The 21,415-nt window shown below is 70.4% G+C and carries 15 protein-coding genes and 1 pseudogene; 5 read left to right on the top strand and 11 right to left on the bottom strand.

What is annotated here, in order from left to right; all coding sequences use genetic code 11:
• Window positions 1-50: 50 nt before the first annotated feature.
• Together AB0I04_RS12185 and AB0I04_RS12190 are read right to left on the bottom strand one after the other, a co-directional pair.
• Window positions 51-536, bottom strand: a pseudogene (locus tag AB0I04_RS12185) (transposase); the annotation flags it as partial.
• Between the two features lie 544 nt (window positions 537-1,080).
• Window positions 1,081-3,579 (bottom strand): GNAT family N-acetyltransferase, encoded by a 2,499-nt coding sequence (locus AB0I04_RS12190; RefSeq protein WP_360882528.1) that lies wholly within the window; start codon window positions 3,577-3,579, stop codon window positions 1,081-1,083.
• Window positions 3,580-3,721: 142 nt separating this feature from the next.
• Here AB0I04_RS12190 and AB0I04_RS12195 point away from each other — a divergent pair, with 142 nt between their 5' ends.
• A complete protein-coding gene (locus AB0I04_RS12195; protein WP_360883179.1) occupies window positions 3,722-4,615 on the top strand; it encodes a sugar kinase in 894 nt (297 codons plus the stop codon).
• Window positions 4,616-4,636: 21 nt separating this feature from the next.
• Here AB0I04_RS12195 and AB0I04_RS12200 read toward each other — a convergent pair whose 3' ends face one another.
• Complete coding sequence (locus AB0I04_RS12200; RefSeq protein ID WP_360882531.1) at window positions 4,637-5,680, bottom strand: LysR family transcriptional regulator; 1,044 nt, start codon at window positions 5,678-5,680, stop codon at window positions 4,637-4,639.
• Between the two features lie 199 nt (window positions 5,681-5,879).
• Window positions 5,880-7,994, bottom strand: a complete 2,115-nt coding sequence (locus AB0I04_RS12205; RefSeq protein ID WP_360882534.1) for a RecQ family ATP-dependent DNA helicase — start codon at window positions 7,992-7,994, stop codon at window positions 5,880-5,882.
• A 550-nt stretch (window positions 7,995-8,544) separates the two neighbouring features.
• On the opposite strand from AB0I04_RS12205, the gene AB0I04_RS12210 reads away from it, so the two are divergent.
• Window positions 8,545-9,525 carry a hypothetical protein gene (locus AB0I04_RS12210; protein WP_360882537.1) on the top strand — a complete coding sequence of 327 codons (981 nt, stop codon included), beginning with the start codon at window positions 8,545-8,547 and terminating at the stop codon, window positions 9,523-9,525.
• Window positions 9,526-9,664: 139 nt separating this feature from the next.
• Here AB0I04_RS12210 and AB0I04_RS12215 read toward each other — a convergent pair whose 3' ends face one another.
• On the bottom strand, window positions 9,665-11,299 hold the full coding sequence (locus tag AB0I04_RS12215; RefSeq protein WP_360882540.1) for a hypothetical protein: 1,635 nt from the start codon (window positions 11,297-11,299) through the stop codon (window positions 9,665-9,667).
• Between the two features lie 418 nt (window positions 11,300-11,717).
• Here AB0I04_RS12215 and AB0I04_RS12220 point away from each other — a divergent pair, with 418 nt between their 5' ends.
• Window positions 11,718-12,788, top strand: coding sequence for a glycosyltransferase (locus AB0I04_RS12220; protein WP_360882543.1), 1,071 nt, complete (start codon window positions 11,718-11,720; stop codon window positions 12,786-12,788).
• A 102-nt stretch (window positions 12,789-12,890) separates the two neighbouring features.
• On the opposite strand, the gene AB0I04_RS12225 is transcribed toward AB0I04_RS12220, so the two are convergent.
• Complete coding sequence (locus AB0I04_RS12225) at window positions 12,891-13,220, bottom strand: helix-turn-helix domain-containing protein (RefSeq protein ID WP_360882546.1); 330 nt, start codon at window positions 13,218-13,220, stop codon at window positions 12,891-12,893.
• A 179-nt stretch (window positions 13,221-13,399) separates the two neighbouring features.
• On the opposite strand from AB0I04_RS12225, the gene AB0I04_RS12230 reads away from it, so the two are divergent.
• The gene (locus tag AB0I04_RS12230; protein ID WP_360882549.1) at window positions 13,400-14,605 is read left to right on the top strand and encodes an RNA-guided endonuclease TnpB family protein; all 1,206 of its coding nucleotides are present in this window, start codon (window positions 13,400-13,402) and stop codon (window positions 14,603-14,605) included.
• A 163-nt stretch (window positions 14,606-14,768) separates the two neighbouring features.
• On the opposite strand, the gene AB0I04_RS12235 is transcribed toward AB0I04_RS12230, so the two are convergent.
• The 5 genes from AB0I04_RS12235 to AB0I04_RS12255 all read right to left on the bottom strand — a co-directional run bounded on the left by AB0I04_RS12235 (window position 14,769) and on the right by AB0I04_RS12255 (window position 18,748).
• Entirely contained in the window at window positions 14,769-15,374 is a 606-nt protein-coding gene (locus AB0I04_RS12235; protein ID WP_360882552.1) for a response regulator transcription factor, read from the bottom strand.
• The gene (locus AB0I04_RS12240; protein WP_360882555.1) at window positions 15,371-15,739 is read right to left on the bottom strand and encodes a hypothetical protein; all 369 of its coding nucleotides are present in this window, start codon (window positions 15,737-15,739) and stop codon (window positions 15,371-15,373) included. The genes AB0I04_RS12235 and AB0I04_RS12240 overlap by 4 nt, the downstream gene beginning before the upstream one ends.
• Before the next feature lie 22 nt (window positions 15,740-15,761).
• Complete coding sequence (locus AB0I04_RS12245; RefSeq protein WP_360882558.1) at window positions 15,762-16,634, bottom strand: ABC transporter permease; 873 nt, start codon at window positions 16,632-16,634, stop codon at window positions 15,762-15,764.
• Window positions 16,631-17,515, bottom strand: a complete 885-nt coding sequence (locus tag AB0I04_RS12250) for an ABC transporter ATP-binding protein (RefSeq protein ID WP_360882561.1) — start codon at window positions 17,513-17,515, stop codon at window positions 16,631-16,633. Before AB0I04_RS12250 ends, AB0I04_RS12245 begins: the two co-directional genes overlap by 4 nt.
• A 102-nt stretch (window positions 17,516-17,617) precedes the next feature.
• Window positions 17,618-18,748: a lactate 2-monooxygenase gene (locus tag AB0I04_RS12255; protein WP_360882564.1), complete on the bottom strand. Its 1,131-nt coding sequence runs from the start codon at window positions 18,746-18,748 to the stop codon at window positions 17,618-17,620.
• 143 nt (window positions 18,749-18,891) lie between these two features.
• Here AB0I04_RS12255 and AB0I04_RS12260 point away from each other — a divergent pair, with 143 nt between their 5' ends.
• The gene (locus tag AB0I04_RS12260; protein WP_360882567.1) at window positions 18,892-21,408 is read left to right on the top strand and encodes a DNA topoisomerase IV subunit A; all 2,517 of its coding nucleotides are present in this window, start codon (window positions 18,892-18,894) and stop codon (window positions 21,406-21,408) included.
• The last annotated feature ends 7 nt before the right edge of the window (window positions 21,409-21,415 follow it).

The raw sequence follows: 21,415 nt of genomic DNA on the forward strand, positions 1-21,415 counted from the left end.
CGGGCGTTACACGCACACCCACGCCCCCAAACACCACCGCCAACCAAAAAGCGCTCGTACCGGGGGTTGGTGATCTTCTCCCCGGCGGACAGGGTCAGCAGACGGTCCAGCCCGGCATCGACCCCGATGGCGTTGCCGTTGGCAGGCAGCGACTGCATGCCGGGGTCTTGGCGCAGCAGGGAAACGAACCAGCGTCCGGCCGAGTCTTGGGAGACGGTCACCGTCGAGGGTTCGGCGCCCTCGGGAAGAGGTCGCGACCAGACGATGTTCAGCGGCTCGGTCATTTTGGCGAGGGTGAGTTTTCCGTCGCGGAAGCGGAACGCGCTGGTGGTGTACTCGACGGACTTGCGGGACTTCTTCCGGCTCTTGAAACGTGGGTACTTCGCCCGTTTGGCGAAGAAGCCGGTGAACGCGGTTTGTAGGTGCCGGAGCGCCTGCTGGAGCGGGACCGAGGACACCTCGTTGAGGTAGGCCAATTCCTCGGTCTTCTTCCAAGCCGTCAGCATTGCCGACGTGGCGTTGTAGCCGACGCGCTTCACATGTGCGGCCATGGCCCGCAAACTAGCAGTGCAACGTGTGACCTGCTGCGGGTCTCCGGGTGGCGGACGCCGAATCGCTATGGCGCCGATCCGGCCACCCCTACCCTCCTGCTCCGCAGGGGCCCGATTCCTCCTCGCCCTCAAAAGGCGGGGTTTTCTCGGAGGACCGTGATGACCCGACCACCTGTTCCACCACCGCAACCGGAACCGCCCACCCCGCAGCCGCCGATCCCTCCGCCGGAGCCGCCGGTGCCGCCTCCGGAGCCGCCGCCGTCCCGACCCTCCCCGCGTCCTGTCCCCGAGCCGGACCCCAGCCCAATCCCGCCGATTCCGGAGCCGGTGCCACCGCCGCAACCCGCGGACCTTCGCACCGGCTGACCCAGGACGCGCCACGCAACGGCCCAGCCCGGAACGAACCGCGCAACGGCCGAGCCTGGGATGCGCCCCCACCGGCCGTCCGCGAAAGGCCGCCGCGCGGTCTCTCCCGTCATGACCACCTGAGCCGACTCGCCGGTCAGGACGGCCAGACCCGACTCTCCCGTCAGGACGGCCTGAGCCGGCGAACGTGGTCGATGCGCGGACCCGGCGGTCTCTCCGACCACAGCCGCGCGCTCCGTACGACGGCGCCGGAGGCGCGGGCGACCACCTCGAGGTCCAGCCGTGCCACCTCCGGCAGGTCGTCGGACAGCCGGGACACCCGCAGCAGGAGGCGCTCCAGCGCCGCCAGGTCGACGGGCTCGGCTCCCTGGTGGCCCAGCAGCAGCGGCGCCGCCCTGATCGCGCGGACCATCCCGGCCGCCTCGACGTCCGTCAGGGGCGCAAGCCGGTACGCGCGGTCGTCCAGGAGTTCGGCCGTGAGGTCTGCCAGGCCGAAGGACACGATCGCGCCGAAGGAGGGATCCTCCGACGTGGTGATCCGCGTGACGACCCCCTCGTCGCCCGCCTCCACGGCGTCCCCTGCCGGCTCGATGCCGTAGCAGGCGAGCAGCGCGGCGGTCCGCTCCGCATCGGCTGCACGCCGTTCCACCGGCTCGGGAACCGCGCCGGGCTCCCGGTCCCCGGCCGGAGCGCCATCCGCCGCCAAGATCTCGTCGACCAGTGCGCGGGCCCTGGGCCGGTCGATGCCGGGCAGTTCGGGCATCCGGCCGGGCGCGCGGCGCCGTCGCTCGGCGTACCGGACGGCGTACACGAGGGCCCGGACGCCGTCCTCGGGCGCGGGGTAGGAGGGAACGCTGCCGTGCAGGAGGCCGTGCTCGCCGAGGTAGGTCGCGACGACCGGCTTCGCGGCGCCCTCCGCCTGCCGGACGATCGCAGCGGCCACCTCGGGGTCGATGCCGCCCCGTACGGGCGGCGCGAACACCGTGATCACCGCGTCGACCGCATCGTCGTCCAGTGCCTCGGCGAGCGCGGATTCGAAGTCCGCCGGCCCGGCCGCCGGGCCGAGGTCCACCGGTGCGAGGGGGTCGAGCTCCGCCGCGGTCGCGGCGTCCTGGACCAGTAGCCCGATGGAGTCCGAGTTGCCGACGATCGCGACCCGGCGGCCGGTCGGCAGGGGCTGGTAGGCCAGGATCTGGGCGACGTCGAACAGCTCGCCGAGCGAGTCGACCCGTACGACCCCGGCCTGGGCGAACAGCGCGCTGACGGCGTGGTCGGGAAGGGTCAGCGCCCGCGCGGCGTGGCCGAGCGGCACGCCCTGGGTGGTACGCCCGCTCTTGACGGCGACGATCGGCTTGACGCGGCTGATCCGCCGCGCGAGGCGGGTGAACTTGCGGGGGTTCCCGATCGACTCGAGGTACAGGAGGATCACCTCGGTGGCGGGGTCCTCCTCCCAGTACTGCATGAGGTCGTTGCCGGACACGTCGACGCGGTTGCCCGCCGACACGAACGTCGACAGGCCCAGCCCGCGTTCGGCCGCCCAGCGCAGGATCGCAATGCCGAGCGCGCCGGACTGGGAGAAGAACCCGACCGGTCCGCGTCCCGGCAGCGTCGGGGCGAGGGTGGCGTTCAGCCGTACGCCCGGGTCGGTGTTGGCGATGCCCAGGCAGTTGGGGCCGACGACGCGCATGCCGTTCGCCCGCGCGAGGCGTACGAGCTCGTCCTGGCGGGCGCGTCCCTCGAAGCCGGCCTCCCCGAAGCCGGAGGAGACGACGACCAGCCCGTGGACGCCCTTGGCGGCGCACTGGGCCACGACCTCGTTGACGTGGTCGGCGGGCACCGCGACGACGGCCAGGTCGACCGGGTCGGGGACGTCTGACACCGTCGGGTGGGCGCGTACGCCGCCCACCGCCGACGCGGTCGGATGGACGGGGAACACCGGGCCGGTGAAGTCGCCGCCGAGGAGGTTGCGCAGGACGGTCCGGCCGACGCCGCCCGCCTCGCGGCTGGCGCCGATCACCGCGACCGACCCGGGGAACAGAAGACGCTCGATCGACCGCGACTCCGCCCGGTGCTCGCGGGCGCCCATGACCTCCCGGGAGGTCTCGGTCGGCTGCAGGTCGAGGGTGAGCCGGATCACACCGTCCTCGAAACGCTGCTGAGCCTCATAGCCGGCCGCCCGGAACACGGTGGTCATCCGGCGGTTCTCCGGCAGGACGTCCGCGATGAACCGCCGGATGCCGCGTTCGCGGGCCGCCGCGGCGATGTGCTCCAGCAGCACGGTGCCGAGGCCCCGGCCCTGCTGGGCGTCCTCGACGAGGAAGGCCACCTCGGCGGTGTCCGGTGACTCGTCCGGTGACTCCGGAACGGTCGCGTACGGACTGCCCGTGCCGAGGCGGTCGTAGCGCACGACCGCGACCATCGCGTCGCCGATGGTGGCGATGAGGGCCACGCGGTCGGTGTGGTCGACGGTGGTGAAATGTTCGATCTCCCGGTCCGTCAGCCGGGGGCGCGGCGAGAAGAACCGGTAGTAGATGGATTCGGGCGAGAGCCGGGCGTAGAACTCGCGCAACAACTCGGCGTCACCGGGCCTGATCGGCCGTAGGTGCGCCGTCCCTCCGTCGGCGAGGACGACGTCGGCCTCCCAGTGGTCGGGGTACGGCACACGTCGAGACTATGGGAGATCCCGAATTAGCGCCGGTTCGGGACCCACCCGGGTACCGGGAGCTGTTAGGTTTTTCTCCGGGTCGCGCAGGCAGGCCGCCTTTCGGGGGTGGCAGCCGCAGGGAACAGGGTGGGTGGACGACATGACGCGCGTGGTCGTGGTCGGTGATCTGATGACCGATGCCGTCGCGCGAGCCGCGTTCCCGCTGGCGAAAGGCGGAGATACGCCGGCCAACGTGACGATGCACGGCGGCGGCTCGGGAGCCAACATCGCGGCCTGGCTGGCCGTCGAGGGCGTCGAGTCGGCGTTCATCGGGCGGCGCGGGGCCGACATCGCGGGCCGCAACCGCGACATGGAGCTCATGGGCTACGGCGTCGACGCCCGGCTCGTGATGGATCCGGAGCGGGCGACCGGCACGTGCGTGGTCATGGTGACCCACAAGGGCGACCGGACGATGCTGTCGGACCCGGGCGCCAACGCCGCGCTGCTCCCCGAGGACATCCCGCAGGACCTCTTCGGTCCCGGCGCCCATCTCCACGTGTCCGGTTACTCCCTGCTCAACGAGGGGGCCCGGCAGGCCGTCCTGCACGCGATGAAGCTGGCGCAGCGGGCGCAGATGTCGGTCACCGTGGACGGCGGCTCCAACTCCCATCTCAAGCGGGCCGGCGCCGAGCCGTTCCTCGAGTGGACACAGGGCGTCCGGCTGCTGATCGTCAACACCTCCCAGGCCGAGGTGCTGACCGGCCGCGACAACCCGGAGCAGGCGGCCAAGGTGCTGACCGCCTGGTACCCGGAGGTCGTGGTGAAGATGGAGGCCGAGGGCGCGCTGTGGTTCAGCAACGGCCCCACCGACCCGATCCGGGTGCCGGCCGAGCCGGTGGAGGAGATCGCCGACGGCACGGGCGCTGGTGACGCCTTCATCGCCGGATTCCTGCCGGTCTGGCTCGATGGCAAGCCGCCCGTGGAGGGCCTCGCGAACGGCTGCCGGCTCGCCGCGCGGGCGATCAGCCACCTCGGCGCCCGCCCCATGCTCTGAGAAACCGCACAGGCCGTACGGTCATCGCTCGGCGGCCTCGGCCCGGGCGGCGGCCTCCTCGCGCATGGCGGCCCACAGCAGGTTGAGCGGATGCCGCGGTTCGTACCGGACGCGGTCCTCCTTGCTGACGAACGCCCCGGTCATGATCTCCGGGGCGGCCTCGAGGTCGTTGCGCAGCTCGATGACCCGGAGTCCCTCGGCGCGCGACCGGTCGCCGATCGACCGCGTGACGATCATGCAGCCGCGGGCGAGGCCGGACTTCAGCAGTGACAGCCCGTAGGAGATGTCGTCGATGTCGGCCACGATGTCGAGGCGGTCCCGGAAGTTGGGCCCGTACCAGTGGCCGAGGAAGTCGGCGATCAGTCCGGTCGACGGCACCACGAGCGGGATCTCCGGCAGGCGGCTGCTCGTGACGACGCTGAGCGGGAGCTCCTGCTCGCTGAGGTTGGTGAGGAGGACGGGGCGGCCGCGCGCCAGCTCGATGACGTCGTACGGCCGCAGGCGCGTCTCGTCGCCGGGGACCGCGACGATGGTGCCGCAGACCAGGTCGACGCTCTTGGACTCCAGCCGCGACCACACGTCCTTCGTACGTACGTGGACGACGCGGAACTCGACCTCGCGGCGCTGGAACTCCTCGGACAGGCGCGCCCAGGCGCGGGAGACGGTCTTCAGGGTGAACTCGGTCGTGCCCACGGTGAGCGTGCTGCCGAGGCGCCGGCGGGAGGAGTGGATCTCGGCCAGCCACTCGCTCAGGGTGGCGCCCGCGAGGCGCGTGATCGCCTCGCCGGTCGGCGTGAACAGGACGTCCTTGCCCCGCCCCTGCTTGACGGTGAGGACCTCTCCGCAGAGGTCCTGGTAGTTGCGGTTGAGAGTGTCCATCTGTTTCTGCACGCTGGACTGCTCGCGGCCGAGCAGCCGGGCGGCGCGCAGCGCCGAGCCCGTCTCGCGGACGACCAGGAGCGTCCTCAGCTGGTCGAGGGTGGTGTCGAGCAGCGGCGGGGCACAGCTCAGCAACTCGCCGAGCCTGTCGTCACGCAGCGGATGAATACCGGACGATTCACTCATCAGACGTCCAATTCGGGCGTTGTTCTGTCCGCGAGAACAGTTCAGCGGGAAGTGATCGCACTTAGCGGTGAGATGACCTCTAGATGTTCTCCAGAACAGGTGGACACGACTTTTTGCACTCTAGAACAATTCCTAAGCGTGCGATGGCCGGTCGTCCAGGATCGTGAAGGTCACGGGGGCCCCGATCCGGGGCGGCCGGTCAGCTCACGGCGGCGAGGGCCAGCGGGAGGACGGCGGGGGCGCCGGCCTCGCGCAGGAGCCGCGCCACGACGGTGACGGTCCAGCCGGTGTCGACCAGATCGTCGACCAACAGCACCGGCCCCTCCGCGGAACGCACCGCGTCGGGAACGACGAAAGCGTTCCAGAGCGCGCGGACCCGCTGCGCGCTGTTGTGGCGGCGCGGACCGGGGCCGCCGTCCGCGTACGCGACCTCGCCGAGGTAGGGCAGCCGGCCGATCCCGGCGACGCGCCGGGCCAGGTCGGCGATCATCCCCGGCCGGGTCGCCGAGCCCATGGCGACCACTCCGGCGGGCCGGCGCTCCCAGTCCCACGCCGCGAGGACCTTCACGATCGCGCCGAAGACCTCGTCGGACACCGGGGCGTCGGGCGCGCCGTCGGCGAGCAGACCGCGCAGCCGGTTGCCCCAGCCGATGTCGGTCAGCCTCCCGAGCGCCCGGCCGGGCTCGGCCTGCAGGTCGGCGGGGATACGCCCGGAAATACCCTCCGCCTTCATGCCCGTCGGCCACATCCGGCGCGGCGTCACCTCGACTCCCGGGCGGCTCAGCCGCTCCCGGGCCCGTACGGTCTCCTCCTCGGGCACCTCCGCCGTCAGGTGCCGCCCGGTGCAGTTGTCGCAGCGCCCGCACGGCACCGCCTGCGGATCGTCGAGCTGCCGCCGGAGGAACTCCATCCGGCAGGAACCGGTCGTTTGATACTCGAGCATGGCCTGCTGTTCGCGGGAGCGCTCGGCCGCGACCCGCTCGTAACGCTCCCGGTCGTACGCCCACGGCCGGCCGGTCGCGGTCCAGCCGCCCTTCACGCGGCGGGCGGCGCCGTCGACGTCGAGCACCTTGAGCATCATCTCCAGGCGGCTGCGGCCCAGGTCGACGTGGGTCTCGAGCGCCGCGGTGGACAGTGTGCCCGCCTCCTCCAGCGCCCCCAGCGCCTGGCGTACGACCGGCTCGGGGGGAAAGGCCAGACCGGCGAAGTAGGCCCAGATGTCGCGGTCCTCGGTGCCCGGCAGCAGGATCACCTCGGCCCGCTCCACGCCGCGCCCGGCCCGGCCGATCTGCTGGTAGTACGCCACGGGTGACTGCGGGGCGCCCAGGTGCACGATGAACCCCAGATCCGCCTTGTCGAACCCCATGCCGAGCGCGCTGGTCGCCACCAGGGCCTTCACCTTGTTGTCGAGAAGATCCTGCTCGGCCTGCAGGCGCTCGGTCTGCTCGGTCTGCCCCGTGTACGCGGAGACGGCGTATCCGCGGTCGCGAAGGAACCCGGCCATCTCGTGCGCCGCCGCGACGGTGAGCGTGTAGATGATCCCGGATCCGGGCAGGGTGTCGAGCCGCCCGGCGAGCCAGGCCAGCCTTTGCTCGGCCCCCTGGAGCCGTACGACGGACAGGCGCAGGCTCTCACGCTCCAGCGGGCCGCGCAGCACGAGGGTCTCCTGGTCGGATCCGCCCGTGAGCTGATCGGCGACGTCATGGGTGACCCGCGCGTTGGCGGTCGCGGTGGTGGCCAGGACCGGCACGCCGGGCGGCAGCTCGGCGAACAGCGTGCGCAGCCGGCGGTAGTCGGGCCGGAAGTCGTGCCCCCAGTCGGAGATGCAGTGCGCCTCGTCCACGACGACCAGTCCCGCGCCGGCCGCCAGCTCGGGCAGAACCTGGTCGCGGAAGTCCGGGTTGTTGAGCCGCTCCGGGCTGACCAGCAGCACGTCGACGGCGCCGTCGCGGACGTCGGCGTAGACCCGCTCCCAGTCGTCGAGGTTGGCGGAGTTGATGGTCGCCGCGTGGATGCCGGCCCGCTCGGCGGCGGCGATCTGGTTGCGCATCAGGGCCAGCAGCGGACTGACGATCACCGTCGGCCCGGCGCCGCGCCGCCGCAGCAGGGCCGTGGCCACGAAGTAGACCGCCGATTTGCCCCATCCGGTGCGCTGCACGACCAGGGCCCGCCGCCGCTCGACGACCAGCGCGCGGATCGCGAGCCACTGGTCCTCGCGCAGCCGGGCGTGGTCCCCGGCGAGCGATCGCAGGCACGCCTCGGCGTCCTCCCGCAGGGCGTCTTCGGCCGGTCCCCGGTCCGCTTCGTCAGCCATGCAGTCCTTCGTACCAGCCCGCACCGACCGCCCGCGACGGATCGGCCCGACAGACCGATGACCGGTGCCGGCGTCGGGACCGGTCGGGCCTGCTACCCGCCTGCTCCGCCAGGCAGGCGGCGAACAAGCCCTTCGGTTGATCCTCGCTACGGAGATCCCGGGATTTCTGTCCCTTTCGGGCGGTATTCGCGGATGGGGTGGGCCGGCAGACGCGGTGTCGCGCGTAATAGCTGGGACTATCGCGCGAAACGGGTCTCATGGAACACCAGGAGGGGTATCCACCTCTCGTCACCGCCGCGCCATACCATAAAGCCCCGGATTCCCAGCTTGATCCCGGTGTCCAGATTGACTCGTTTAGCAAAGTGCGGGCGAATGACGGAGCGGACCACACTCACGATGACTACCGCATCTCCGACACGCCTCTTGGTGATCACCTTACCCGATACGTATATTGCCATCAGAATACGCGGGAATATAGATCGCGTCGGACTCCAGACACCCATTGCGACAGATACGAACGCCATCACATCGTTCCGAAAATGAGGGGAAAATGCAGAAGAAGGCGATTATTGCCACCGGAATGCTTGCCGTGACCGGAAGCGGGATGATCGGCAGCATTTCCGCGTACGCCCAGGCTCCTGCGGACGGCTGGCGCCATCACAGCAGTTTCCGCACTTTCCACAACAGCCGCTTCAGATTGCTCCATCGGCACGCGAACTTCAACGCCAACAACAACGAGCAGTTCGTTCGCGTACCGATCCGTAACCAAATCCGCGCCAACAACCTCGCCGTCATCCGAAACGCAGCGTCGCCCGGCCCCACCGGTCCCGCTGGCGCCACAGGAGCCACGGGTGCCACCGGCGCGACCGGCGCGACCGGCGCGACCGGGGCGACCGGGGCGACCGGGGCGACCGGGGCGACCGGCGCAACGGGGGGCACCGGCGCGACCGGCCCAACGGGCGCAACTGGCCCAACGGGCGCCACCGGCCCAACGGGAGGCACCGGCGCCACCGGCCCAACGGGCGCGACTGGCCCCACCGGCCCGACAGGTGCCACCGGCCCGACAGGCCCGGCCGCCGCGGGTGTGTGCCTCGCCGCGGAAACCGCCCCGGGCGACAGCTTCACGAAGTTCGTCGGGCTGACCCGGAATGGCACTCTCTTCCTCGCATCAGTCGACACGAGGGGTGGACCGCCGGCCTCTCCTGTGATGCTCAGCCCGTTCACGAACATCAACAGTCTGTTCCCGGACAAGACGCCGGCTTGCGTCGCGCTGTCCAACCATGGCAATGTCCTGGAGATCACCGTGCTCGGGACGAATGGTGTGGTAGAGGAACGGGAATGCACTGTCACGCCGGCGGGGGCGATCCCCACGGCCGCCAACTGCACCGCAGCGATCACCATTCCGTTCACCACGCCTCTGGCTCAGACCTTCATGGCGAACCGGAGGGCCGCCGCAGCCGGACTGCCGCTGCTCCGCGCCGCCCGGCTGGCCGCTCGGCCGCAGTCGGCTGGAGCACCACAGCACCGGTAAGGCACGGCCGATGATCTGACATCGACCGACCACGATCGACCGACCCAGGGAGTCTTGGGCGCACTCGAAGGTGGGAGCGCCCAGGACTCCCTGTTCCACGGCGTATGCCGGTCGTCCCTGCGGGCTTCCGCTGCCGAGGTCACCTTCCTCGACGCCAGGCGACCCAGTCGCCGGTATAGGTACGGCGGACCGAGACGAGGTGCCAGCCTGCGGGGGCGGTGGGCCAGCTGAACTCCGGTGGCAGCACACCGTCCCATGGCACGACGACGAGCGTCACGTCCGGCGGCAGTGTCGCACCGCGAAAACGGTCGATCGGCACCAGGCCGGTGCGGACTTGGAACGCTTGCGCGACCCAGATCCGCCACGGCAGGTCGGGATAGTTGACCGCCACTCGGTCTTGGGCACGGAGCCCGGCCGGGGCCAGGCTCGCGGCGGACCACAGCATTCTCTCCGGGGGCCGGACGACTCGATTGGCGACCACGATCGTGTCGGCCAGGGCGAAGGCGATGAAGGCGGCGGCGACGATGAGCAATCCGCCTCGGCGCCACTTCGCGATCACGGCGCCCGACAGCGCCAGCAGCAGCAGTGCGACGCAGGTGGCGGACCACAGTTTCAAAGAGCCCCAGCTCCAGGTGAAGAAGCAGATCTCGGGGAATTCCAATGCGGTGAAGAAGCTCCGAGAGAGCCGATCCCCGGCGTGCAGGCACACGATGCCACCGGTCACCAGCGCCAGGGCCGCCGTGGCGAGCACGACCTGGACGGCCGCCCTTCTCGTGGCGCGCACCGCGAACGCGGCCCCGGCAATGAAGAGCACCGGAGCCAGGCAGCCGAGGTACCGGCCGTAGGCGAAGTTCGCGACGGCGCCCTCGTCGGGGACCGCGGCCGAGCTGGCGACCGCGATGCCCGTAATCGCGGCGAGCATGACGGATGCCGTCGCCCGCATCGCGACCGGCGTGCTTCGGCGCGCGGCGAGTACGCCGACGGCCACCAGACCGACCCCGGCCACGCCGACGGTCGAAACGATGAGGTACCAGATCTTTCCCGTGGCCAGTCCCAGCGTCCACCCCAGCCCGTCCGGGCTGGTCAGACGACGGGAGACGAAGTCGCCCAGCGGGTTCACTCCGCCCGGATAGATCTGGGACCTCGCCCAGCCGTTCAGCGCCCACGCGGCGGCCGACGCGGCGACCAGCGTGCCGGCGATCACCGCGGTATCCCGTCTGCTCGCCCAGCGACGCCACAGGGCCGCGGCGAGAAGACCCGCATGCACCAGCACGATGATCGCGCCTCGAGAGTGCACGCAGTAGCAGTAGGCGGCCACCGCACTCGCCGCCGCGCCGTACCCCGGCCGCCCGCCGGCGATCCACGAGTGGATCAGCAACAGCCAGCCGAGCATCACGACCGGCAGTACGGCGTCGGCCATGGCGAATTGGCTGTAGAAGAGGACCGACGGCAGGAGCGCGGTCACGGTCGCGAGGAGGTACGCGTGCGCGCGCGGCAGCTTCAGGCGGCGCAGCGCGACATGGGCGAGCGGCAAGAGCGCCGCGCCGATCAGCGAATTGATCGCGACGACGAGGTGGTAAACGGTCACCGGGTCATCGCTCAGCCAGTACGCGGGAGAGATCAGGAGCGGATAGCCCGGCTGGTAGAACGACCACCCGGACAGGTTGCCGGCCGCGCCTCCGGCGAGCAGCCGCGCGGCCAGCAGGTAGCCCGTCTCATCGGGAATGAGGATGGGGGCCGTCCGATACTCGGCGAACAGCAGTCGGACGCACACTTGAAAAATCCAGCCGCCGACGAGCAGCAGAGGCCAGCGATGACGTCGAAGCGCATTGCGGCGAGCCGTTGAGTCCACACGCTCTGCCGGGCTGATGACCCCAGGCGATCCCATGGCATCTCCGTCCGAGAATGAAGCGCCCCCGTCCCGCATCTCGGGCGGCCCCATGGAGCGGCTCCCGATCCACGGCGGACGATAGCCGATCAACGAAGCGGGATACAGCCTCGGCGCTTTTATGCATGTAATTGGTTAGATGCCAAAAAGAGGACCGACTCCCACAAAGTCGCCCAGCCCTCTCATAACCGCACTCGGGACCGACCCGTTCGACGTTTTACGACGCGTGTCGAACGGGTTTCCGGCACCGCCCAACCTACAATCAGAGGCCATGTCTTCGGGGAAGCAAACGTTCTGTCTCACGATGATCGTGAAGAACGAAGCGCACGTCATCGCCCGCTGCATCGACTCGGTCAGACCACTGATCACCTCGTGGTGCATCGTCGACACCGGTTCTACCGACGGCACACAGGAGCTCGTTCGTAAAGAGCTCGCCGACCTGCCGGGCGACCTCTACGAGCGGCCTTGGAAGGACTTCGGCCATAACCGGTCGGAGGCGATCGATCTGGCGCGCGGCAAGGCCGACTACGATCTGGTGATGGACGCGGACGATGTCCTCGTGATCCCGGATGGGTTCACAATGCCGCGCCTCACCGCCGACTCTTATGAGATCCGCATCGACGACTCCGGGACCTCTTATTATCGCGTCCACTTCTTCAGAGGCGACCTCGACTTCCACTATGTCGGCGTCCTCCACGAGGTCATCATGTCCAGCCCTGGACGCACGCTCGCACGCCTCGATGGACTCACTTATCGCCGCACGTACGATGGCGCACGCTCGACCGATCCTCATAAGTTCCGGAAAGACGCGGCGGTACTTGAAAAAGCCCTCAAGGCGGATCCGGACAATGCTCGTTACGCTTTCTACCTCGCGCAGAGCTGGCGTGACGCGGGCGAGTACGCGCGAGCGGCCGCCGCGTACGAGCGACGCTCGAAGATGGGCGGGTGGATCGAGGAGGTCTGGTACTCGCTCTACGAACGCGCACGCCTCGCCGATCGTCTCGACGAAGACGACGACGCGGTCGTCGGGCACTACCTGCGCGCGTTCGAGACGCGCCCCCAGCGGGCCGAGGCGCCCTGCGAGCTCGCGCGTTGCCTCCGCTTCCGGGGCCGCCCCGCGGCCGCGTATCCGTTCGCGCGGGCGGCCAGTGACATCCCACTGCCGAACGACGTCCTGTTCATCGACGATGCGGTCTACGCCTGGCGGGCACTCGACGAGCTCGGGGTCGCGGCCTATTACGCGGGTCGCCACCGAGAAGGGATCGCCGTGAACGAGCGCCTGCTTTCCGGACAGGCCCTTCCCACGAGCGAACGCGCGCGCGTCCAGAAGAACCTCGACTTCTGCAAGAAGGGACTCAGCGCGTCGGCGCCATAGCGCCCGGGGACACGCGCAGGAAGGCGCCATGGACCGGCCCATCGCAACCGCACACCGACTCCGCGTCGACCACCCACGCGGGGACGGATCGGCCCCTGACGCTCAGGCGACCTCGGTGAGCTCCGGCTGGAGCACGGCGTCGAGCAGACCGGGGAAGCGACGATCGAGGTCGTCACGGCGGAGCGTGAGGAGGCGGCGGGCGCCCTGCACCCGCGAGTGGGTGATGCCCGCCTCGCGCAGGATGCGCAGGTGGTGGGACATGGTGGACTTACTGACCTCCAGCCCGGCGTCGTGCTGGATCCGGCCGCACGCCGACTCACCCACGCGGGCCAGCGTCCGGACGGTCGCCAGTCGCGCCGGATCGGCCAGGGCCGCGAGCACCTTGGGCAGGGTCAGCTCCTCAACAGGGGGATGGAAGACCTCATCGCTCACGAACCGAGCATATTTCACCTACTCCTCCGGAGGATGCCCCGGCCTTCAGCTTCAGGCCGGGGAGGAATCCGGACTCCGTCAGGAGCGGCCCGGCGTAGCCGGGACCGGTGCAGAACGGACTCCGCCAACATTCCGCCATTCTCCTTACATGCTCGAATGGCGGTTGTAAGGTGTCGGTCATGCGGACGGCGTACAAGTGCCGGGCCTACCCGGACCCCGAACAAGCGGCGGTGTTCAACCGCACGTTCGGGTGTGTGCGCCTGGTGTGGAACAAGACCCTCACCGAACGCCACGTGGCCTATCAGCAGGGTGAGAAGACCTCTTACAAGCAGACCGATGCGGCGTTGACCGCGTGGAAGAAGACCGAGGATCTGGCGTTCCTCTCGGAGGTGTCGTCGGTTCCGCTGCAGCAGACGCTGCGGCACCAGCACGCGGCGTTCGCGAACTTCTTCGCCGGCCGCACCAAGTACCCGCGGTTCAAGAACCGCAAATCCCGGCAGACCGCGCACTACACCCGCTCGGCGTTCCGCATGAAGAACGGCGAGTTGTACATAGCCAAGACCACGACACCGCTGCGGTTCGTGTGGTCCTTCGACGACGTCGAGGTGTCCACGCTCAACCCGACCATGGCCGTCATCTCCCGAGACCCGGACGGCCGCTGGTACGTGACGTTCGCCATCGACACCGACGCCCCCGAGCCCATGGACGAGGCCGGGCATGCCATCGGCATCGACCTCGGCGTGAAGGACTTCGCGGTCACCTCCGACGGGGAACGCATCGCCAACCCCCGCCACCTGGAGCGTAAGGCCCGTAACCTGGCCCGGTATCAGCGGCGGATGGCCCGCTGCGAGCGTGGGAGCATGAACCGGCGTAAGGCCAAGGCCAAGGTCGCCCGCGCGCACCGCAAGGTCCGTAACGCCCGCGCCGATTTCCTGCATCGCACCAGCACCAGCCTCGTCCGCAGGGCCGACACGATCGTCATCGAAGACCTCGCAGTCGCCAACATGGTCAAGAACCGTAGGCTGGCGCGCGTCATCAGTGATGCGGGGTGGGGGGAGTTCCGTCGGCAGTTGGAGTACAAGGCCGAACGTGCCGGGCGCACGCTCGTGGTGATCGATCGCTGGTATCCCTCGTCCAAGACCTGCTCGGTGTGTGGGCATCTGCTCGCTGAGTTGAGTCTTTCGACCCGGCACTGGACGTGTCCGGGCTGCCGTACCCGGCATGACCGGGACATCAACGCGGCCAAGAACATCGTTGCGGCTGGTCGAGCCGTAGCCGGGCCAACGCCTGGTGATGCCTGTGGAGCTGGTGTAAGACGGCAAGGGTCCTCCCTTCCGCAGTCGGCGCTGAAACAGGAAACCCGCGCCGCGAGGCGCCCGGCCTGAAGGCCGGATCGGCCGCAAGGCCGATGGGAATCCCCCTTCTTCACTTCAGAAGGGGGAGGAAGTCAAAACGCGGTGAGTTCGACCCCGTCGTAGTCGTCCTGCCGCAGCCGTCCCGGCGTTGTCGTCCCGGCGCAGCCATCCCCGCGCAACCGTCCCCTCCCGCTCAAAGCCAGCCCATGTCGCGGGCCTTGCCGACGGCGGCGTGCCGGTTGCCGACGCCCAGCTTGGTGACGGCGGCCGAGAGGTAGTTGCGCGTGGTGCCCTCCGACAGGCCGAGGTCGCGGGCGATCCGGGAGACCGGCCGCCCGTCCGCCGCCGCCCGGAGAGCGTCCAGTTCCCGGGCGGTGAGCGGGCACTCCTCCGCGGCGAGCGCGTCGGCCGCGAGCTCCGGGTCGATGTACCGCGCGCCGGCGTGCACCTGGCGGATCACCTGGGCGAGCCGCGCGCCGGGCACGTCCTTGCCGAGGAAGCCGCGCGCCCCGGCCGCCATGGCCCGCCGCAGGTTGCCCGGGCGGCCGTGGCCGGTCACGATCATCACGCGGCAGCCGGGCAGGTCACGGGCGAGGCGTTCGGCCGCGGCCAGGCCGTCGAGGCCGGGCATGTCGATGTCGAGGACCGCGACGTCCGGCCGGAGACGTAGCGTCTGTTCGACCGCCTCGTCACCGCGACCGACGTCGGCGACGACGTCGATGCCGTTCTCGGTGGCGAGCAGCGCGACCAGTGCCTCGCGCACCAGATGGTGATCGTCCGCGAGCAGCACCCTGATCACGCGACGCTCCTTTCCGCCGTCTCTCCCGTCGCGAGCCCGCCGGTCCGCGGGACGCTCGCCGTGACCCGGAAGGTTCCGTCCCCGGCCGGGCCCGCCGAGAACTCGCCGCCGGCCGCGCCGACGCGTTCGGCCAGGTCGACGTAGTGCCGCGCGGCCACCCGGCGGCGTGTCGCCACCCACAGGAGCCTGGTGTACAGCAGCGGAAGCGCGACGAACGCGGCCACCGCGACCGTCCGCCGCACCGGCGAGTGGGACTCGGAGAACGTCCACACCACCGGCGTGAGGATCTGTGCCGTGCTCCCCAACCCGTACAGGACGGTCACCACAGCGGCGATCACACCGGGACGCGGCAGGCGGACCTGCATCGGATACCCCCTTCACCCGTGCTCAGGCCCGGCGAGGATCCCAGCGGAAGAAGCGCCGGGTCAACCAGAGGCCGACGGCGATCCACAGCAGTGCCACGCCCAGTCCCGCGCCGGACACCTGGAAGCCGTTCAGGAGGCCGACGTGGTGCGCGGCGACGTGCTTGGCCGGTTCGGCGGAGAAGTCCCGGCCGAACCAGCCGGTGCGGACCGCCCGCACGATCGGGGTCGGCGCCAGGACCTCACAGACGCCGCGCGCCCAGCCCGGCAGGGCCGAGAGCGGGATCGCCATCCCGGAGCCCAGCGCCCCGATGAGGAGCACCGGAACGGACGCGAGCTGAGCCACCTCGTTGCTGGGCAGCAGCCCCGACACGCCCAGCGCGAGTACGCAGAAGGCGACCGAGCCGATGAGGCTCGCCACGAGGATGAGGGGGATGTTCCGTGGCATCGGAGCGTGCAGCACCACGATGAGATACCCCGCCGCGAAGGCCTCCTGCACCAGGCCGACGAGGACCGCGTACGCCACGTCACCGGCGAAGATCGCGCCGACCGGCAGCGCCGTGCCGCGCAGCCGCTTGTAGATCCGTTCCTCCCGGCGATACACCGCGGCGGCCGACACGCTCATGAAGGCGGCCAGGCAGCCCATCGCGAGGGTTCCGACCCCGACGTACGCCCGGAGGGGCACGCCGCCGAGCGTCTCGTGGGCCGTCGGGTTCATCGTGTAGACGACGACCAGGAACAGGGGCAGCGTCAGCACGCTGAACGCCAGGCCGCGCTGGCGAAGCAAGGCCGCGTGGTTCAGCCGGACCTGCGCCCAGACCATCGCCGGCCATCCGGGCACCGAGGCAGCGCGCCCCTGGATCCCCACCGGGCTTTCGAGCGTTGTCGACCGGTTCATCCGGCCACCTCCAGGAAGATCTCTTCGAGGGACGGGCGGGTGACCTCCAGGTCGGTCAGCTCGAGGCCGCGGCGTTCGGCCCAGTCGAGCAGCTCGCGCAGCGTCCGCTGCACGTCCCGCGCCTCGATGACGACGTGGTCCCCCTCGTACGTGGCCGATGCCCCGGGCAGCAAAGGCAGCTCGGACGGCATCGGCAGGCCGAAGGCGATGCGCGGGGCCCGCCGGGCGAGAATCTCCCGAACGGTCCCCTCCGCCGCGATCCGTCCCTCATTCATGATCGCGAGCCGGTCGGCGAGTCGCTGTGCCTCGTCCAGATAGTGCGTGGTGAGCAGCACGGTCGCGCCCTCGCCGGAGAGCTCCCGGATCAGGTCCCACACGCCGCGCCGGGCCTCGGGGTCCAAGCCGGTGGTGGGCTCGTCGAGGAACAGCACGTCCGGGCGCCCCAGCGCGGCGAGGGCCAGATCCAGCCGCCGCTTCTCCCCGCCCGACAGTCTCCCGACCCGTACGCTCGCCCGCCCGTCGAGCCCTACGAGCGCCAGCGCCTCCGTGCGGGGCATCGCCGAGGGCGTCCAGCGACGCCAGGCGTCCACGGTCTCGGCGACCGTGAGGTCGTTGTAGAAGCCGCCGTCCTGCAGCACGATCCCCATCCGGGCACGGACGCGGTCCCGCTGCTCGTACGGATCGGCGCCCAGCACCCGTACGTCCCCGGACCCCGCCCGCTCGTAGCCCTCGATCACGTCGAGCGTGGTCGTCTTGCCCGCCCCGTTGGTCCCGAGCAGGGCGAACACCTCACCCGGACGGATCGCGAACGACACGCCGCGTACGGCCGCGAAGTCGCCGTAGCTCTGGTGCAGATCCCGCACCTCGATCGCCGTTTCCATGCTCCGAGGGTCCCGGGACGACGGGAGGCGCGGCAGTGCGCGACGTCACCGGACGGGCATGAGGTTCGCGGGGCGCGGCCATGACATACGTCAGTCCCGCGGCTACCGCTCCTCGTGGAGGGACTCCGCGGACACGGCGGCGACGCCGTCGTGGCCGGACAGCCGGAGCGTGAGTTCGAGCTCGGCGAGCAGGCAGCGCAGCACGTGCCGGACGCCCTCCTCGCCGTCCAGCGCCAGCCCGTACACGTACGGGCGGCCCAGCAGGACCGCCTTCGCGCCCAGGGCCAGGGCCTTGAGAACGTCCGCGCCGGTCCGTACGCCGCTGTCGAACAGCACCTCGATCTGGTCGCCGACCGCGTGGGCGATGATCGGCAGCGCGTCGAGTGCGGCGACCGCCCCGTCCACCTGGCGCCCGCCGTGGTTGGACACGACGATGCCGTCCATTCCGGCGTCCACCGCGCGGCGGGCGTCGTCGGTCTGCTGGATCCCTTTCAACGCGATCGGCCCGTCCCAGTGCTCGCGCAGGAACGCCAGGTCGTCCCAGGTCAGGCCCGGATTACCGAAGACGCCGGCCCAGTGGGCGACCGGATCCGCCCCGGCCTTGGCGGTGAAGACCGGGTCGGCGAGGTAGTTCTGAATCCCGATGCCGCGCAGGAACGGCAGGTAGGCGTTGTCGAGGTCGCCCGGCCGCCAGGCCAGCGTGAACGTGTCGACTGTGACGACGAGGGCGGTGTAGCCCGCGGCCGCCGCCCGCTCCAGGAAGCTGACCGCCAGGTCGCGGTCGCCCGGCCAGTACAGCTGGTACCAGCGCGGGCCTGCCACCTCCGCGACCTCCTCCATGCCGTACGACGCGGCCGTGCTCAGGATCATCGGCAGGCCGAGGGAACGCGCCGCCCGCGCCACCGCGAGCTCCCCCTCCGGGTGCGCGATGCGGAGCACGCCGACCGGCGCCAGCAGCAGCGGGGCCGGCAGCTCCGCGCCGAGCACCCGCGTGGTGAGATCGCCGCCCGTGACGCCGCGCAGCATGCGCGGGACGATCCGCCGGCGCCGGAACGCCTCGCGGTTGGCGACCGCGGTGTCGCCGGTGCCCGCCGACCCGGCGATGTAGTCGTACGCCTCTTCCGGCAGCTTCTCGCGGGCGAGCGCCTCCAGGCGGGTCAGGTCGGTCGGCAGCGAGGGCAGGACGTCGTTCAGGCCGTTGAGGTAGATCTCGAACTGGAAGTCGGCGTACATGCGGGCGCTCCTTCTCCGAGAGGCCTCACGTTAGTGCCGCGTCGACCGACCTTGGTCGTATATCGACCGTGTGTCAGGCCGAGACATGCCGGAAGAGACGGAGAGCGGCCAAAGATGTCACCGGAACCCGCGACAATGGCTGCATGGCACGACGCGGTTCGCAGACCCCTCCCCCGCCGGACTTCGAAGAGAACATCGTCGACGTCGATGTCTCCGAGGAGATGCGGGGCAGCTACCTCGAGTACGCCTACTCGGTCATCTACCAGCGGGCGCTTCCCGACGCGCGCGACGGGCTCAAGCCCGTCCAGCGCCGCATCCTCTACTCGATGAACGAGATGGGCCTGCGGCCCGACCGCGGGCACGTCAAGTGCGCACGCGTCGTCGGCGAGGTGATGGGCAAGCTGCACCCGCACGGCGACAGCGCCATCTACGACGCGCTCGTCCGGCTCGCCCAGCCGTGGGCGATGCGGATGCGCATGGTCGACGGGCACGGCAACTTCGGGTCGCTCGGCGGCGACGACTCCCCCGCCGCGATGCGGTACACCGAGGCGCGGATGGCCCGCGAGGCCATGCTCATGGTCGAGAGCATCGACGAGGAGACCGTCGAGTTCCGCCCCAACTACGACGGGCAGGAGATGGAGCCGGAGGTCCTGCCCGCGGCCTTCCCCAACCTCCTGGTCAACGGTGCGTCGGGCATCGCGGTCGGCATGGCGACCAACATGGCGCCGCACAACCTCACCGAGGTGATCGCGGCCGCCCGCCACCTGATCGACAGCCCCGAGGCGCCCCTCGAGGAGCTCATGCGCTTCGTGCCCGGGCCGGACCTCCCCACCGGCGGAAAGATCGTCGGCCTGGAGGGCATCCGCGACGCGTACGCGACCGGGCGCGGCACGTTCCGCACCCGCGCCACCGCGCACATCGATCAGGTCACGCCCCGGCGCAAGGGCATCATCGTCACCGAGCTGCCGTACGCCGTCGGCCCCGAGCGCGTCGTCGCCAAGATCAAGGACATGGTCAACGCGAAGAAGCTGGCCGGCATCGCGGACCTGAAGGACCTCACCGACCGGCAGCAGGGCCTGCGCCTCGTCATCGAGATCAAGAACGGCTTCCACCCCGAGGCGGTGCTGGAGGAGCTCTACCGGCTCACGCCGATGGAGGAGACGTTCGGGATCAACAACGTCGCGCTGGTCGACGGCCAGCCGCGCACGCTGGGCCTGCGCGAGCTGCTCCAGGTGTACGTCGACCACCGCATCGAGGTCGTGCGGCGCCGCAGCATGTACCGCCGCACCAAGCGGGAGGACCGGCTGCACCTCGTCGACGGTCTCATGATCGCGCTGCTGAACATCGACGAGGTCATCCAGGTCATCCGGGCCAGCGACGACTCCGCCGCCGCCAAGTCGGGGCTGATGGAGACGTTCGAGCTGTCGGAGATCCAGGCGCAGTACATCCTCGACACGCCGCTGCGCCGCCTCACCAAGTACGACCGGCTCGAGCTGGAGAAGGAGAAGAAGCAGCTCACCAAGGAGATCGCGGCGCTCACCGCGATCCTCGAGTCGGAGCGGAAGCTCCGCAAGGTCGTCTCCGACGAGCTCGCCGAGATCGCCAAGACGTTCGGCACCCCGCGCCGCACCGCGCTGCTGGAGTCCACCGGCGAGGCCAAGACCGCCGTGGTGCCGCTGGAAGTTCCCGACGACCCGTGCTTCGTGCTGCTGTCCTCCACCGGCCTGCTCGCCCGGACGATGTCCGCCGAGCCGTTGCCCGCCGACGGCCCACGGGCGGCGCACGACGTGATCGTCTCAGCGGTCACCGCCACCGCGCGCGGCCAGGTCGGCGCGGTCACCGACACCGGCCGCCTGATCCGGATGGACGTCATCGACATCCCCGCCATACCGCCGACGGCGTCCCCGCCGTCCCTCGCCGGCGGCGCGCCGGTGAGCGAGTTCGTCGCACTCGAGCAGGACGAGACGATCGTCGGGATCGCCTCGCTCGACACCCGCGGCTTCGCCCTCGGCACCGAGCAGGGTGTCGTGAAACGCGTCGCGCCCGACTACCCGAAGAACGCCGACGAGTTCGAGGTCATCGGCCTCAAGGACGGCGACCGGGTCGTCCGCGCGGTGCAGCTCGAGTCCGAGGACGACGACCTGGTCTTCATCACCAGCGACGCGCAGCTGCTGCGCTTCCCCGCCTCGTCCGTACGCCCGCAGGGCCGCGCGGCGGGCGGTATGGCCGGCATCCGTCTCGGCTCCGACGCCAAGGCCATCTGGTTCGGCGCCCTCGACGGCTCCCGTGAGTCCTTGGTCGTCACGATCGCGGGCAGTTCGACCGCGCTGCCCGGCACCCAGACCGGTGCGATCAAGGTCTCGGACTACGCCGACTTCCCGGCGAAGGGCCGCGCCACCGGCGGCGTCCGGGCGCAGCGGTTCCTCAAGGGCGAGGACACGCTGCTGTTCGCCTGGGCCGGCCCGGTCCCGGCGAAAGCCGCCGGGATGACCGGCAAGGCGACCGACCTGCCCACCGAGTTGGGCCGCCGCGACGGATCCGGCGAAAGGCTGGCAGCGCCGATCGCCGCGATCGCCGGCCCCGTCACGCTCAGTGCCCCGGACGCCGCCGACCAGGCCGGAGACGCCGCCCCCGAGGCGGGAGAGCCTCCTCAGGAGTAACCCCGAG

It is taken from the genome of Actinoallomurus sp. NPDC050550 (assembly GCF_040655075.1).
Taxonomy (GTDB): Bacteria; Actinomycetota; Actinomycetes; order Streptosporangiales; family Streptosporangiaceae; genus Actinoallomurus.